This window comes from Cloacibacterium caeni, from assembly GCF_907163105.1.
GTDB classification, from domain to species: Bacteria; Bacteroidota; Bacteroidia; order Flavobacteriales; family Weeksellaceae; genus Cloacibacterium; species Cloacibacterium caeni_A.
The window spans coordinates 935,247-951,736 of sequence record NZ_OU015321.1 but is presented as its reverse complement, the minus strand read 5'-3'; the positions used below and the strand labels follow the sequence as shown (position 1 = coordinate 951,736).

Annotated in this window: 9 protein-coding genes and 2 pseudogenes; 7 read left to right on the top strand and 4 right to left on the bottom strand. The window is 35.3% G+C overall.

All coding sequences use genetic code 11. From position 1 onward, the window contains the following. Nucleotide 1 precedes the first annotated feature (1 nt). The 4 genes and pseudogenes from KKQ76_RS04440 to KKQ76_RS04425 form a co-directional block, all read left to right on the top strand. Nucleotides 2–1,288 (top strand): efflux RND transporter periplasmic adaptor subunit, encoded by a 1,287-nt coding sequence (locus KKQ76_RS04440; protein ID WP_213196002.1) that lies wholly within the window; start codon nt 2–4, stop codon nt 1,286–1,288. A gap of 12 nt (nt 1,289–1,300) precedes the next feature. Then, entirely contained in the window at nt 1,301–1,900 is a 600-nt protein-coding gene (locus KKQ76_RS04435; protein ID WP_213196001.1) for a methyltransferase family protein, read from the top strand. Continuing rightward, nucleotides 1,900–3,936, top strand: a complete 2,037-nt coding sequence (locus tag KKQ76_RS04430) for a heavy metal translocating P-type ATPase (protein ID WP_213196000.1) — start codon at nt 1,900–1,902, stop codon at nt 3,934–3,936. Before KKQ76_RS04435 ends, KKQ76_RS04430 begins: the two co-directional genes overlap by 1 nt. 476 nt (nt 3,937–4,412) lie before the next feature. Beyond that, nucleotides 4,413–5,051, top strand: a pseudogene (locus KKQ76_RS04425) (RteC domain-containing protein); the annotation flags it as partial. 57 nt (nt 5,052–5,108) lie between these two features. Here KKQ76_RS04425 and KKQ76_RS04420 read toward each other — a convergent pair. From KKQ76_RS04420 to KKQ76_RS04405, 4 genes and pseudogenes are all read right to left on the bottom strand, one after another. Beyond that, nucleotides 5,109–5,630: pseudogene (locus KKQ76_RS04420) on the bottom strand (DUF4099 domain-containing protein); the annotation flags it as partial. 85 nt (nt 5,631–5,715) lie between these two features. Beyond that, entirely contained in the window at nt 5,716–6,024 is a 309-nt protein-coding gene (locus KKQ76_RS04415; RefSeq protein WP_002978404.1) for a helix-turn-helix domain-containing protein, read from the bottom strand. Nucleotides 6,025–6,104: 80 nt separating this feature from the next. Beyond that, a complete protein-coding gene (locus KKQ76_RS04410) occupies nt 6,105–6,389 on the bottom strand; it encodes a helix-turn-helix domain-containing protein (protein WP_449508515.1) in 285 nt (94 codons plus the stop codon). Nucleotides 6,390–6,639: 250 nt separating this feature from the next. After that, nucleotides 6,640–7,485, bottom strand: coding sequence for an RteC domain-containing protein (locus KKQ76_RS04405; protein ID WP_213195999.1), 846 nt, complete (start codon nt 7,483–7,485; stop codon nt 6,640–6,642). Between the two features lie 707 nt (nt 7,486–8,192). Here KKQ76_RS04405 and KKQ76_RS04400 point away from each other — a divergent pair. The 3 genes from KKQ76_RS04400 (at nt 8,193) to KKQ76_RS04390 (ending at nt 16,489) form a co-directional block, all read left to right on the top strand. Next, nucleotides 8,193–8,378 carry a hypothetical protein gene (locus KKQ76_RS04400; RefSeq protein WP_213195998.1) on the top strand — a complete coding sequence of 62 codons (186 nt, stop codon included), beginning with the start codon at nt 8,193–8,195 and terminating at the stop codon, nt 8,376–8,378. A 144-nt stretch (nt 8,379–8,522) separates the two neighbouring features. Beyond that, nucleotides 8,523–8,987, top strand: coding sequence for a hypothetical protein (locus tag KKQ76_RS04395; RefSeq protein WP_213195997.1), 465 nt, complete (start codon nt 8,523–8,525; stop codon nt 8,985–8,987). Nucleotides 8,988–9,301: 314 nt separating this feature from the next. Next, the gene (locus tag KKQ76_RS04390; protein ID WP_213195996.1) at nt 9,302–16,489 is read left to right on the top strand and encodes a T9SS type B sorting domain-containing protein; all 7,188 of its coding nucleotides are present in this window, start codon (nt 9,302–9,304) and stop codon (nt 16,487–16,489) included. The last annotated feature ends 1 nt before the right edge of the window (nt 16,490 follow it).

The following is a 16,490-nucleotide window of genomic DNA, read 5'->3' as shown; positions in this document are numbered from 1 at the left end:
AATGAAATTCAATATAAATAAAATCACGTTGATGACAGCCGTAGCTGTTTTACTATTTGCTTTTTCTGCCTGTAAAAATGATAAGAAAGCAGAAGATAAATCTGCCGAAACCAAAACTGCAGGAAAAGAAGAAGCACCTCACGAGGAAGAAACGCCAACTATTGCCACACTTACCGAAGAACAAATAAAAACGGTAGGCATACAATTAGGCACCATTGAACACAAGGAATTAACAGCAACCATCAAAGCAAACGGAAATCTGAAAGTTCCTAATAACAATAAAGCCAACGCCACTTCTTTGTATGGCGGTGTGATAAGAACACTGAAAGTTCAAATCGGAGATTATGTAAGAAAAGGTCAGGTAATTGCTACCATTGCCAATCCGCAGTTCATCCAATTGCAGGAAGAATATTTGAGTACAGCAAGCAGGATTACATTTGCGGAACAAGAATTAGCAAGACAAAAAGAACTGAACGAAGGAAGTGCAGGTGCAAAGAAAAACCTGCAAAGTGCTACTGCCGAATTAAGCAGTTTAAGAACCCGAAGAGCTTCCTTACAACAGCAGATACAATTAATGGGCATCAATCCGGGTTCTGTATCAAACGGAAATTTAAAATCTGCCTTGGTCGTAACCAGTCCGCTGAATGGTACGGTTAGCAATGTTTTTGCCAAAATCGGAAGCTATGTTGATGTTTCTTCTCCGGTTATAGAAATTGTAGATAACAGTTCATTGCATTTGGATTTACAGGTGTTTGAAAAAGATTTGCCACAGGTAAAAGTGGGACAAACCATTCATTTTACATTAACCAATAATCCTACTACTGAATATGATGCTACGGTTTTCAGCATTGGTTCATCCTTTGAAAACGAGAGTAAAACCATTACCGTTCACTGCCGTGTAAATGGCAATAAAAGTGGCTTGATTGATGGAATGAATATCACAGGAATTGTAAGCCTCAATAATGTAACAACACCTGCGGTACCAACTGATGCCATTGTAAATGCCGATGGCAAATACTACATTTTTGTACAAACCGACAAAGAAGCAGAAGCCCATCACGAAGAAGGAGAAAAAGAAGGCAACCACAAAGAGGGCGAAGAAAAAGACCATAAAGAAGATAAAACGGCTAAGAATTTTGAAAAGGTAGAAGTGCTAAAAGGCGTATCTGATATGGGTTACACCGCAGTAACATTTGTAAATGAAATTCCTGCCAATGCAAAGATTGTAGTAAAAGGTGCGTTTTTCGTCAATGCAAAACTAAGCAATGCAGGTGGTCACGAACATTAAAAATTGAACGCTATGATTTGGTTAAAATTTTATTTGCCGGTGTATTTGGTGTTGTATATGATGGTAGCTTTTGTGCTGCCATCATACCGCACCTACAAGCAAACAGGTATCAATCCCGTAACTTTTGGCAAAACAGATAATGCACACGATTATATCGGTTTTGTGATGAAGGTATTGATAGCATTGCTCTTCGTTGCGGTATTCATCTATTCGTTCAGCGATAAAATATATCAATATTTAGTGCCGATTTCTTATTTAATGAAAGACGTGTTTTTAATCATTGGATTAATTCTGATACACTTTTCATTACTATGGATTTCTGTAGCGCAATATCAAATGAGTAACAGTTGGCGCATTGGTATCGATGAAAATAATAAAACCGAATTAATCACAAAAGGATTATTCTCTTACAGCCGGAACCCGATTTTTTTAGGAATGATAATCAGTGTTGCAGGAATATTTTTTATACTACCCAATGCACTTACATTTTTCTTGATGCTTACTACCTATATCGTTATTCAAATTCAGATAAGATTAGAAGAAGAGTTTTTGGAAAAACAACACGGAGAACAATATTTAATTTATAAAAAAACAACTAAAAGACTACTCTAATGGAACACAAACATAAATACGATGCACAAGGCAAACAGCTTTGCTGCACACCACAAGAAGAAAAAATATATACCGATGCCAATGCTAAAAAATTATTAGAAAAGCATCACGACAATGACGGTCACAACCACGAACACAGTGATGATGACGGTCACAACCACGGAAGTACCGATAAATCTACCATTCAAATGTTTTTACCTGCCATTATCAGTTTTGTTTTACTGATGATTGCTATTGCATTTGATAATTGGTTTCCTCAATCCTGGTTCACAGGTTGGGTAAGGATTGTTTGGTACATTGTTGCTTATGCTCCGGTTGGTTTTCCTGTTATTAAAGAAGCATTTGAAAGCATCCGCAAAAGCGATGTATTTTCAGAATTTTTATTGATGAGCATTGCCACTATCGGAGCTTTCGCCATTGGCGAATATCCGGAAGGAGTTGCCGTAATGTTGTTTTATGCGGTTGGCGAAGTGTTTCAAACTTTGGCGGTTACAAGAGCCAAAGCCAATATCAAAACCTTGCTCGACCAAAGACCCGATGAAGTAACGATTTTAGAAAATAACCAACCTAAAACTGTAAAAGCAGAAACCGTCAACATCGGCAATATCATTCAATTAAAACCCGGAGAAAAATTAGGATTGGATGGCGAATTGTTATCCGAAACTGCATCATTCAATACCGCCGCATTGACTGGAGAAAGCAAGCCAGACACCAAAACCAAAGGCGAAACTGTTTTAGCAGGAATGATAAATTTAAAGACCGTTGCACAGGTAAAAGTAACCACAGCATATACCGATAGCAAGCTCTCAAAGATTTTGGAATTGGTACAAAACGCTACTGCTCAAAAAGCACCAACAGAATTATTCATTCGAAAATTTGCAAAAATTTACACACCAATTGTGGTGTTATTGGCAGTGCTTATTACTGTAGTTCCTTACTTTTTTGTTGATGATTACTTGTTCAGTCAATGGCTATACAGAGCATTGGTTTTCCTTGTTATTTCTTGTCCTTGTGCTTTGGTTATAAGTATTCCTTTAGGATATTTTGGTGGAATTGGTGCCGCTTCTAAAAATGGAATTTTATTTAAAGGAAGCAATTTCTTAGACGCCATCGCTAATATCCAAAATGTAGTGATGGATAAAACAGGAACAATGACAGAAGGCGTTTTCAAAGTGCAAGAAGTAATATTAAAATCAGAATTTAGTAAAGACGAAATCTTGAAAATGGTCAACGCTTTGGAAAGTCAAAGCACGCATCCAGTTGCTACCGCAATCCATCAATATGTCGGCGAAATAGACCATTCTATAAAATTAGAAAATGTAGAAGAAATTGCGGGTCACGGATTAAAAGCTATCGTTAACGGAAAAGAGTTATTGGTAGGAAACTTTAAACTGATGGATAAATTTAATATTGTTTATGATTTAGACCCAAGTACAATTGTTTACACCCTAATCGCCATTGCTTATGATGGAAAATTTGCAGGCTACATTACCATTGCCGACAGCATCAAAGAAGATGCACAGATTACGATTGACAAACTAAAAACATTAGGCGTAAAAACTACAATGTTGAGTGGAGATAAAAGCACCGTGGTAAAATTTGTTGCTGATAAATTGGGAATTAATAATGCCTTCGGCGACTTGTTGCCAGAAGACAAAGTAAATAAAGTAAAAGAAATAAAAACCAAAAACGAAACCGTAGCATTTGTTGGCGATGGAGTGAATGATGCGCCTGTAGTAGCTTTGAGCGACGTAGGTATGGCAATGGGCGGTTTAGGAAGTGATGCCACTATTGAAACTGCCGATGTAGTAATCCAAGATGACAAGCCGAGTAAAATTCCGATGGCAATCAATATTGGTAAACAAACCAAGAAAATAGTGTGGCAAAACATCACATTGGCGTTTGTAGTAAAAGGTGTCGTATTAGTACTGGGCGCAGGTGGATTAGCTACAATGTGGGAAGCCGTTTTCGCAGATGTGGGAGTTGCATTATTGGCAATATTAAATGCGGTAAGGATACAGCGGATGAAATTTTAAGATTAGGTCATCCTAATGATGAATAAAACAGACAATGCGTAAGAAAGGCAAAAGTTATCAAAAAGTACCTCCGTACAAAAGATACGGAGCTTCTAAACCCTCAAATGTCAATTTGTCGAAGAAGAAGAAAAGACCTTCGCTCTTTATGATACTTTTTGGGATATTTTTAGCTCTGTGTCTTTTTGCTTTGATATACATAAAAATTAGACACTATTATATCTATCACTATCACTAAAAGTGGACTTATTAGTTCTGTATCCAGCAAAAACCAAAGTTCCAAAAGAGAAGCCCGAAAATGCAAATTTCTTTCCAATATGACAGTATTTGGGCTTCTCTATTATTGTTTAAAAAATAGATTTAAGATAACGGATGGATAAATTTTATAACCAAACACTGATTAAACTGGAAAGCGAAATCAAAGAATTGGAGATTGAAACAGACTGTTCGATAGAACGCATTGAAGCAGTTATAAACTTATCATCAAATGTCTGTCTGACGTAAAACATTATGTCTTAAAAAGGGGATTTAAGAATGTTGATGAAGAAATTCGCTTTTTCAAATATCAGAAGCCAATTATCGTTTCAAAGCTCATCTACTACAATGCCATCTATAAAATCGAAACGAGAAGACCGTATGGAAATAAGCGTACCAAGAAATATTTTGTCAAAGAACTGAAAAAGCTAAAAAGGTTCTTTGACAATAACCTTGATTTTTACAAATATTACCGGAGCAATAATTCTTTCGTTGACGAGAAGTTTTTTGTACGGGGGAAGCACGATATAAGACTGTGGTTAGACACTTTTTATTTCGAGGCAGACCATCGCTTTTCTACTTCGCACGATTACAAGGTTGCCAAGATAATTGCCAATGACCTGATACAGGTATATTTGGAAGACAGGTTAAACAACGTCAATGTTAAAAAGGTTTCAAACAATTCGTTGAAATGGACGGCAAGCAAAACAGCACTTACGGAACTCATATATGCACTGTACTCCCACGGTGTATTTAACAATGGGAATACAGATTTAAAATTGATTGCTAAAGCATTTGAAGATGCCTTTAATATTGAGTTAGGTGATTTTTACCACACGTTTATGGAACTCAAAGCCCGTAAGATAAACCGAACAAAATTCCTTGACAGCCTGTGTGAAACCCTGATAAAGAAAATGGACGAGCAGGTTCCTTTTTTCAAGATACTCTTTGCTCAATCCGAGGTTTTTCATTGTGTCCCAATCAATCTGCTCCGGCTTGTAGCGATATTCGCTTGTTTCCGTTGTTGTTTGTGCTGTTGCCATATTATTTTGATTTTCTTGTTTTTTATCGGGTTGGGGTTCTGCTTTCACTTCGTGTTCTTTCAGCACTTTTTCGCCCTGTGGAGTGGGCTTATCTACGTGCTTTTGTAATTCCTCTGCTTTTTCAGCAGCAACCGAGGCAGGCACTTTGAAGAAAGTAAAGTTTGTAGGGTTCTTTAACTGGCTGAAAAAATTGGAAAAGAAGTTGGAAAAGAAATCACCGCTTTTATCCACACGCATAAACTGGTTTTGATTTTTCTTCGTGGGGTCAACGGTTTCCATTTTCCCGTTTTCGTCTATACTCTTTACCGCCTGGATTTTCATTTTCTCTTTATCCAGTACGAGTAAGATGTCCGAAAGCTGTTCGGGCATTTCCTGTTTATTTGCTGTTTCTTCGCGCATAGTCTGAAAATTTTAAAATTTCACGGTCGAATGTAAAGGAAGCCTTCACTGATTTGCTTTAAGTGGCATTCAAAGGCAGCATTTGTCACTTATTGGCATCCAGTTTGGGCAAGGGCGGGTTAAAACTTTCCCTGATGAACTGATGCACATCGGACAGCTTGTAATACAGTTTTCCGCTAATCGTATAATAAGGCAGCTTGCCTATGGAGCGATACCGTTGCAGGGAACGGTTACTGATTTTCAGCATTTGCAATAAATCCTGATTATCCAGTAATTCTTCGCCGTCTATACTGTTGCGCTTCTTTTGTAAATCGTCTATGTGGTTGCCGAGAATGTCCAGCCTGTCCATTATGCGTTCCATCCACGCCACAAATTCCATTTTGTCGATATTCATATGGGTACGCTTTTAATGGTTATCTGATTTTAGCTTTCTGCCTTTCTCGATATAGCTTTTGCCTTTCGCCATAAGCTGCTCTACATATTCATCGGTGGTCTGCACGGCTTAGCATTGAGCATATCTTTTATAGCACCAATGGTATAGTAATACTGCCCGTACATTTTTGAAAAGGCTATCTGCCCGTTGGTGCGCATACGCCACAATGTTTTTTCACTGATGTGGAGATACTGGCAGACTTCGTGGTTGTTGAGCCATAAGCTATCGTAGCTTGTATCTTCCAGTTTGAGGATATATTCGCTAATGGCTTTCAACCGTTCGTTGAGGTGCTTCCACACTTCTTCATCAACTGTTATAATGTTCATAGCACTATTGTTTAATTTTCACAGTACAAAATTCAGAAGTGTGGCAGTGTTTGTCTGCCAATGCGTACCCATTGGTTTGGCACTTTTTTTCAAATTTTTTGCAATGAGAAAAACCCTTGTTTAATAAGGGTTTTAGTGTGTTTCGGTTATTTTGTAGTAGCCTTTTGCCCATATATGCCAATTGGCATATATGGGCAAAGAAAAAGCAGTACATTTTGTGTACTGCTTTCAACCTCCTGTGCTGATATTGCTAAAGGTCTTTATCCATATATTCTTCGAGGGAAATTTTGAGTTGGTCTAAAAACACCGTTCGGGAGCCTGCCCTTATTTTCATTCTGTGGAAAGAATGATGTATATCGTTAAGGGGCGTTCGGAAGAGGATTTGGAAAATCAATGCTAATTTCCTGATGCCTATTTTCCCGTATGCAATAGATTTGGAAACATACAGGGCGTAAATCAATTCTATCAGTGCATTTTGCGAGTTCGTCCACGAAATGTCTTTGTTTCCATCCCCGTTTATTAAAATGGTATCGGGATTTTTTTCAGGATTTATTTTGGTAAGCAAAAAAGTATAGAGTAATTCATTGGCTATAATATGGGCAACTTTGTTATCGAAATAGGTTGAAAAGCTAAAGTCAATTTCAAATACACTACTTTTTAAACCATCGTGGTAATTGATTTTTCCGAGCCTGAAATAATTATGGTCACGGTCTGTTCTACCTGCACGGTAGTACCTGTAAAAATCTTCATTGGATATGCTTTCCTTATATTCGGATTTGAGGATTTTCAGTTGGTTTTCAAAATAACTTTGGTGTATTCTCCCGGTGCTTACGGGGCAGGTAGTTTCAACACGGAATACCTTATTGTAATAAATAAGTTTTCCTAAAATCTGCGGTTTGATATTCTTGAAAAAATTGATTTCCTGCTGTTCGTCCTTAAATCCGGTCTGTAAGACTTTCATCTTTATAGTAAACAGCATTTCCTTTAGGAATAAGGTCATTTGGTAAGCCTCATCCGCAGTTTGCATCATTTGAGAAGATAGCTTATCTTCCTGATGCTGAATTTCCGATAGTATTTTGTTCAACACGATTTCCATAAGTTTAGACGTTTAGATATTGGGACTATTAGTTTCGGAATTACATCTTTGTTGATTTGCCAAAACTTGGAAATAATATTGAAGTCATTATCACATAGTGTCCCCATATTGGGAAAGATTTATTTTATAACGCCTTATGATGTATATTGGAAAAAGCAGAAAAAAGGGTTAAGTACGCTACGACTTAACCCTTTTTTTTATTAAATTTGCGGTAATGATTTACAAGGTAATCAGATGAAAGCGAGTGCAGTAAGCACCATTACTAAATCGTTACCGATAGCACTTTCGGTTCTTGTAAACTACTCTTTATTAGCCACTTTGGGCTATATTAATCTTTTTCAGTAAAAATATAAAAAAAAGATGTTGCGGCATCTTAATTCTGTACCACTTTTGTACACCTTTACTCCGTTAAAGTATTATTAATAAAAGAAAGTTAAGATTCTGTATCGGGAAGTAGGTTATATAGTTATGAGGTGACGAGGTTATGAAGTGATGGAGTGAAAATTTGATTGTTTTTGATTGATGAAATGTCACGGATTACAAATCCGCGACATCTTAGTATGAGGTGACGAGGTTATGAAGTGATGGAGTGAAAATTTGCTTGTTTTCGGTTGAATAAAATGAAATGTCAAAGATTGCAACTTCTCGACATCTGACATCTTAGACCAAATATCATATTCTAATAAATAACAAATACGAAGATAAAAATGATAGACTTTATTTTTGGCTTTTTCGGCTTATTTATCAGACTTGCTTTTGTGTATAAGTTTGATTTAAAAAAAATGAATGCAAATAACTCTCCTGAAGAAAGTCATAAAAACACAATAGCAGGATTACTTTTGATACTTATCGTCATTATTATAGGAGTTATTCTGTTTTTTATAGAAAAATAAAGGCTCACTCTCTCAATTTTTAAGTTTGTTTAAGATGGGTTTTCATTGGCAAAGAAAGATTGTGCCGTAAAATAATCTATTTTGAAATAAACTCATAAAAACATAAAACTGAAATCTAGATTTTTCTTACCTTTAAAAGAAAAAATGAAAGCCTTTTTATCTTTTGTAATCCTCATTTCATTTTTGGTTTCTTGCCAAAATAAATCTTCTGAACAAGCATCAGAACCCATTAAAACAGATACTATTCTCCAAAAAAATGGTCAGGTTTTGAGTTATACCGTTTTTGATAAACAACTCTTTAAAATGAAGCGAGACCGCAGTGTATATAGTAATGCTTACCAAAAAAGAATTGCTAAATTGGTTGAATATTATTTGGATAAAAATAACCAAACTGGTGTACAATTTCAACATAAAAATCCTGAAGCGAAGCTGGGCTATTCTGTAGAAGAAACCGATTGGGAAGGCGTAGTTTATACCCAAATTGGCCTTTTTACGATGGGAAAAACCAATATGAAAACTTTTCAATGGTTATTTTACAATGCAAAAACCCAAGAACTCTATGAGTTTGACGTTCCAAAAAATACACCTATTTTATTCAAGTACCAATAATTTTTGCCTTTTCTGTTCTTAACCTGTAGACATGAGGTTAATCAGTATATACTGCTCTAAAAATTAATGAAATACTGGTAAAAAAATGTATATTTAGGACTTGAAATTCAGCTATTTTTGAGGGTAATTTCTCATTTGTGTTTTTCATAACAATTATCAATTATTTTAAAAACTAAAAGACCAATTATCATGAAATTGCTCCACAAAAGACTAACATAAATTTTTATTTTCATCAATATTGCAATGGATTTTTCTTCCATTTTTTTCATCTAATAACCATTTTTATTTTTTATCACTTGAAATAAGTGTTCCTTATGAAGTATTTTTATTCCTTAATTCTCTTTTTTTCTTTATTTATTTCAAAAGAAATTTTTGCTCAAAACAACCCAGAAATTGCAGTTCCTAGAATCTATGATGATGCGAATGGTAAAATCATTACCAATCCTCGACTCATCGAAAGTCTTATTGCCAAAAGGAAAAGTGCAATGGCTCAAGCGCAAAAAAAAGTCACTAAAAGTAGTGCAGTACCAACTGCAGTAGAGATGTGTACTAATGGTGGTTTTGAACAGTATGAAACCACTTCTGGTAATACACATCTTAAACATTTTTTATATACAACAGGTGATCAATCAGGACCTACAGAATGTAAAGCCATTACCAATGTTGCTGATCAAAACATCAATATTTTTGATCCTAACAATACCAATATTATGGCGACGACGGTTCCTGCTAATTATATTGATAAGTATATAGGAGATATTAAAGCATTTGACCAATATGCACTAAAAGTGAATTACTCCGATTCGTACAGCATGAGTTCTTCTGTACAAGGAAAAAGATATAAAACGAATAATGAAAATTTCTTAAAATTTAATTTTAAAGTTGTTTTACAAACGGTTTATGATAGTGGTCACAAAGATAATCAGCCTTTCTTTAAAGCCAGAGTTCTCAATAAAAACAGGGAAGTAGTAAGTGAATTTTGTTTAACTGGTGACGAGAAGAACTGTATTTACACTAAAATTCCTGATGGAGGAAGTAGCTATGTAACTTTATATACCGCCAACTGGCAGTCTGGTATGCTGGATATTTCCGCGATTCCTAATAATGAAGAATTTACCGTAGAATTTATAGCTTCTAGATGCGGTTTGATGGGGCATTTTGGTTATGCATACATAGATGACATTTGTTTTTTGCATTCTAATGAAAATGTACAAGGAAACGTAGAACTAGACCCTCTTAATAAAATTTGTCCTACCACACCTATAAGTGTTTGTGGAACTTATACCATTCCTAATTCTGGAGGAATAAGCGCTACGGTTAAAAAAATCACCTTAAATTTATACGATTCTAGCAATAAAATCATCTATAGCTCCTCTGTTCCTAGTACACATGACCAAGTGAATAAGAAGTTTTGTTTTAATCTCAATGCTTCTGATTTCCCTAATGTTACCAGTGCTAATTATAATGTAGGTGCAGTAGTAGAATATGATATTTCTGGAACAACTTGTAGTGGTACTAAATTTGGTTCAGCCAGTGATCCAGATGCTAATCCTGGTTGGGATATTTCTTTTATGAACTGTAGCTCAGACTGTACTATTGATTTACAAAGCGCAAAAATATATCGATGTGATACCAATGGTGATGGCACAGAAGTATTTAATTTATCGGATTTAGAGAGTAATTTGGTTTCATCAACTTCAGGACTGAGTTTTAGCTACTTTAAAAATTATAATGATGCTTTTTCAAATATTAACAGTATAACCAATTACACCAGTTTTAATTCTCCTTCAGCTACTATCTATGTAAGAGTTAGTAAGAGTGAGAGTTGTTTTAAAATCATTCATGCCAATGTAGAGGTTAAAAACCCTACTGTAAATATTTCTGGGATACTTAATGTTTGTTCAGGAAGCACTGTTCTTACTGCATCTGCAGGAAGTTCATATCTATGGAACACTGGCGAAAAGACCCAAAGCATTACAGTAAACGCTATTGGTACTTATAGTGTTACCGTAACCGATTCTTATGGATGTGTCAATACGGGAAGCGCAGTGATAGAGGCGTCTCAAACTGCAGTTTTGCCAACGTTAGAAGTGAAACAGCCGAGCTGTAATAGTTCTACTGGTGAAATTAAAGTGACTTCGCCTGCCTCTGAATACAGTTTTGACAATGGAGTTACTTGGGTGAAGAACAATACATTGTCTAATGTATATCCAGGAACCTATAAAGTGAAAATAAAAACGGTAAATGGCTGTATTTCTTACGCTCAACTTGTGACCATCGTCTTACCTGCTTCTACATACCCTAATTACACTTATAAAGAACCTCTTTTTTGCGGAGATAAAGGAAGTATTACCATTACTACACCCGCTGCTTATTATAGTTTTGATGGTGGCGCAACTTGGGGAACCAGTAATACACAAAATGGTCTAGATCCAGGTATTTATAAAATTATGACCAAAGATATTAATGGTTGTCTGTCTTATATTAATAATGTCTATATCTATGGTGTATCTCTAGGATATCCACAGTACACTTTTGTAAGACCAGCTTGTAACACCAAAGGTTCTATTACTATAGAAAATCAAGGAGATTTATATACGTTTGACGGAGGAACAACATGGGTTACCAGCAATACTCTTAGCAATCTTTCGCCGGGAACCTATTCTATTGCTTTTAAAAATAATTTAGGATGCTTATCAGACTACCAATATGTTTATTTGAATGATTATTCTGAGATGTATCCTGATTATGAAATTATACATCCTGTCTGTGGTATAGATGGTAGCATTATCATCAATACTCCAGGAAAAGAATTCAGTTTTGATGGTGGCGTCACTTGGTTGACTACAAACCAAAAAGATGATTTAAAACCGGGCAGTTATCAAATTCAGGTAAAAGATGAGAATGGATGTTTATCTCAAAAAAATTGGGTTTACATTAATACCCCATACTTAGACAGTCCTTATATTACTTTAGTTCAACCTACTTGTACTACTAATGGAACTATCACCGTAAATACTTTAAATGATTTTTATAGTTTTGATGGAGGAGCCACATGGACTACTGTTAATCAGAAAAGTCTACCTCCTGGTTCTTATCAAGTACTCGTTAAAAATAATTTAGGGTGTGTCTCCCAGACCAATTATATTTATCTTAATAATCCTAACATTCCTTTAACTGATTATACCGTAGTACAGCCTACCTGTGATACCAAAGGAAGTATCACTATCAATACTGTGGCCAAAGAATATAGCTTTGATGGTGGTAATACGTGGGGTACCAGCAACACCCTTAATAATTTAAATAGTTATAGTTCGTACTCACTGAGAATAAAATCTGCAGACGGTTGTATTTCAAACGATGTTTATGTACAAATTATGAATCCCAGATTGCCTAATCCTGATTATGAAGTCATTAATCCAAGTTGTGGCAATATAGGAAGTATAAAATTTAATACCGTTGCAGATTCTTATAGTATTGATGGTGGCTATACTTGGAGTACTAATCCCGTATTTAGTCCACTTAAAGAAGGTTATTATTATCTTGTGATTAAAAATAAAAATGGATGTTTATCAGAAACACAATTTGTTTATTTAGATTCTGAAAATTCATACATGCCAAAAGTTACCGTTACCCAACCTTCTTGTGGGACTAATGGTAGCATTATAATAGATACCGTTTCAGATTTTTATAGTATCAATGGAGGGTCTACTTGGGTCACAACCAATAGTTTTACTAATTTACCTGATGGTTATTATTACGTTCAAACAAAAGATAAAAACGGCTGTATTTCTAATCACAATACTGTATATCTAAAAGAATTTCACTTACCAGAACCTAAATTTACCTCTACGCAACCAACTTGTGGAGTAGGAGGTAGTATTACCTTTACAACTGTTTCTGATTTTTACAGCATAGATGGTGGTAATACTTGGAGTACCTCTAATACTTTTACCAATTTAAAAGCAGGATATTATAACCCAAGAATAAAAAATAGTTTAGGTTGTACCTCATATTATTCAAGTGTTTACCTCAATGAGTTTTATTTAGATAGACCAGATTATTCTGTAGTGCAACCTACTTGTGGAAATACAGGTTCTATTACCATTGCTACTGTTGCAGACCAATATAGTTTTGACGGAGGAAGTACATGGACTACTAACCCAAAATTAACCGGACTTAAAAGCGGAAACTATTACCTCGTCATCAAAAATGCTAAAGGATGTACTTCCTATGCTTATGGATTGTATGTAAATATCATAGAATATTTTTTACCAAAACCTATAGTAAAAGTAGTTCAGCCTAGCTGTGGAAAAAGTGGAAGTATAAGCATCGGAACTTCAGCTTCTCAATATAGTTTTGATGGAGGAAAAACTTTTACAACGAATCCTATACTTACGACACCTTCTCCTGGAAGTTATTCTATTGTTATCAAGAATGATTTAGGATGTGTGTCTTATCCTTATTATGTTTATATTAAAGAGTATTTTACACAATCTCCTAGAGTAAGTGTGGTACAACCTACTTGTAGTAGCCCTTACGGAACCATTTATATTAATACACCTGCAGACCAATACAGTTATGATAATGGAAAAACATGGACTACTGATAATAGCAAAGCCAATTTATCTGGTGGCTCTTATTATATTTTAACAAAAAATGCACAAGGTTGTATTTCAAATGCTTCTTATGCTTATGTAATCTCTCCACCTTCTATTCCTGCAGCACCTTTAGTTACGGTGAAACAACCTTCGGCTTGTGGCGTTACCGATGGAAGCATTACCATTAATACCACTGCTTCCAGCTATAGTTTTAACGATGGTGCTAGTTGGTCTTCCGTCAATACCAAAACTAATTTAGGTGCAGGAACTTATATCATCAAAATAAAATCAAATTCTTACAGTTGTGAATCTCTCACCACTGTAGTCAATTTAGATTCTGGAGTTCTTATTACTGCACCTACATATACTGCAACACAGCCTACCTGTAGTGTTTCTACGGGAAGTATCACCATTACTTCTGATGGTGACAGTTATAGTTTTGACAATGGCTTGAGTTATATCTATGGAAATACTAAAACAGATTTACTTCCCGGAACTTATTACATTAAATACAGAAGTAAAAACGGATGTACTTCTGAAGCCGAAAAAGTAGTCATTCAGAAACCTTCAGATTTGCCAGCTCCACAATATACAGTGACTCAACCAGACTGTAGTAATCCTCTTGGAAGCATTACCATTACTACACCAGCAGCGCTCTATAGCTTTGACAAAGGCGTTACTTTCACTTCTTCTAATGAGGCTAAAAATCTTGGTCCTGGAACTTATGATTTGATGATTAAAGATGCTGCAGGATGTATTTCTTTCATTTCTTCTGTAACGGTTATTGCTAAACCCAATATAACAGAAACCCCAAAATTCATCGTAACTCATCCTACAGGATGTAGCTCTAATATGGGTTCTATTAAAATTACCACTACAGCTAATGAATATAGTTTTGATGATGGAAAAACTTGGGTAAATTCTTCTTCCATGTCATTGCCTAGTGGTAGTTATTATTTAAGAATAAAAATTGGTGCAGATTGTCCATCTGAAAAAGTTTTAGCAGTTATTAATGCTCCTTCAGATGCACCGAAGCCCCCAAAATATACGGTAAGTCAACCTTTATCTTGCACCAATGCATTTGGAAACATTACGATTACCGATTCTGCTGCTGAATACAGTTTTGATGATGGAAAGACCTATTCATCTAATTCTACATCAGGAAATTTAGCACCTGGAACTTATTTGATTAAAGTGAAAAATGCCATAGGTTGCGAATCTAATTCGGTGAGTGTCACTATTAATAAACCTACGGATTATCCACCATTGCCAACTGTTACTGTGCAACAAATTGATTGTTTAAATGCTAGTGCAAGTATTACAGTAACCAATTCTGGCGCAAAATTCAGTATTGACAACGGTCTCACTTGGCAAACTTCAAATATTTTTAAAAATCTGAGTCCTAACCAGTACAAAGTTTTAATTCAAAACAGTAAAGGTTGTATTTCAGAAGTGACCGAAGTGACCATTGATACCTTTGTAAATCCAACGCCAAAACCAACAGCACCATCAAAACAAGAATTTTGTATTCAAGATAATGCTAAAATTTCTAATCTTTTAGCTACCGGAAATCATCTTACTTGGTACGATTCTTTGACTGGAGGAAATGTTTTAAATGCGAATACTCTTTTAACTAATGGCAATACGTATTACGTTTCACAAAAAATAGGGGATTGCGAAGGAGAGAGAATTCCAGTTTCAGTAATTATTTTTCAAACTACTGCGCCAACTTCTGATGCACATCAAACTTTCTGTATTAGTGAAAATGCCAACCTAAGTAAAATTACTATTACAGGAAATCAAATAAAATGGTATGACGCCGTTTCTGGAGGAAGTGTATTGCCGAGTTCTACCGTTTTAGAAGATGCTAAAACTTATTATGCCACTCAAACGCTTAATAATTGTGAAAGTGTGAGCAGAACTCCTGTGACGGTGAGTTTAGTTGCATCTACTATTGTGGCCAATGATTATCTGGAAAAACTCTGTGACTTAGGAAATGATAAAAAAGAAGTCATCAATCTTACCCAATATGAATCTAAACTTCTTGCGAATACTTCTGGATATCAATTCAAATATTATGATGCCAAAATGCAAGTCATCAATACGATTTCTACGTATTCCATCGCTTTAGGAAATACAGATATCTATGTTAATATTTCTACTTCTAAAGGCTGTGATAAAATGGTGAAACTTTCATTCATTTTGAATGAAGTTCCAACGGTGGAATTACCAAAAGAAATTGAAATTTGTTCGGCTAATACTATCACTCTCGATGCAGGAAGTGGATATACGCAATACGAATGGACCTATAATGGTAAATTCTACAGTGACCAACAATGGATTAAGCCTACAAATACAGGAAATTATGCGGTAAAAGTTACCAATGCTTCAGGTTGTAGTTTTAGAACTTCTACTCAAATTATTTCTCCTGTGATTCCGAAAATTGCGACGATCAATATTACGAATGATACCGCGATTATCATCATGGAATCTAATAATGCTTATGAATATTCTTTAGATGGAATTCATTGGCAAAATAACAACCTATTCTCTAATTTAAATAATGGAGTACACTCTGTATATGTAAGAATTAAAGGTAAAATTTGCAGCATTACACAAGGTTCTTTTACTATTTTTGATATTCCTCACGTTATTACTCCTAATGGTGACCACGTGAATGATACTTGGAAAATAGAGGGTATAGAAGTTTATAAAGGTTCTACTGTACAAGTATTTAATCGTCATGGTGAAATCGTGCTTCAAACCGTGATTGCCTCTTCATTTGAATGGAACGGGAAATTAGCAGGTAGACCTTTACCGACCGATAATTATTTCTATGTCATCAAACTATCAGATGGTAGAGTGCTCACAGGAAATTTATTGATTAAAAACAGAAATTAAA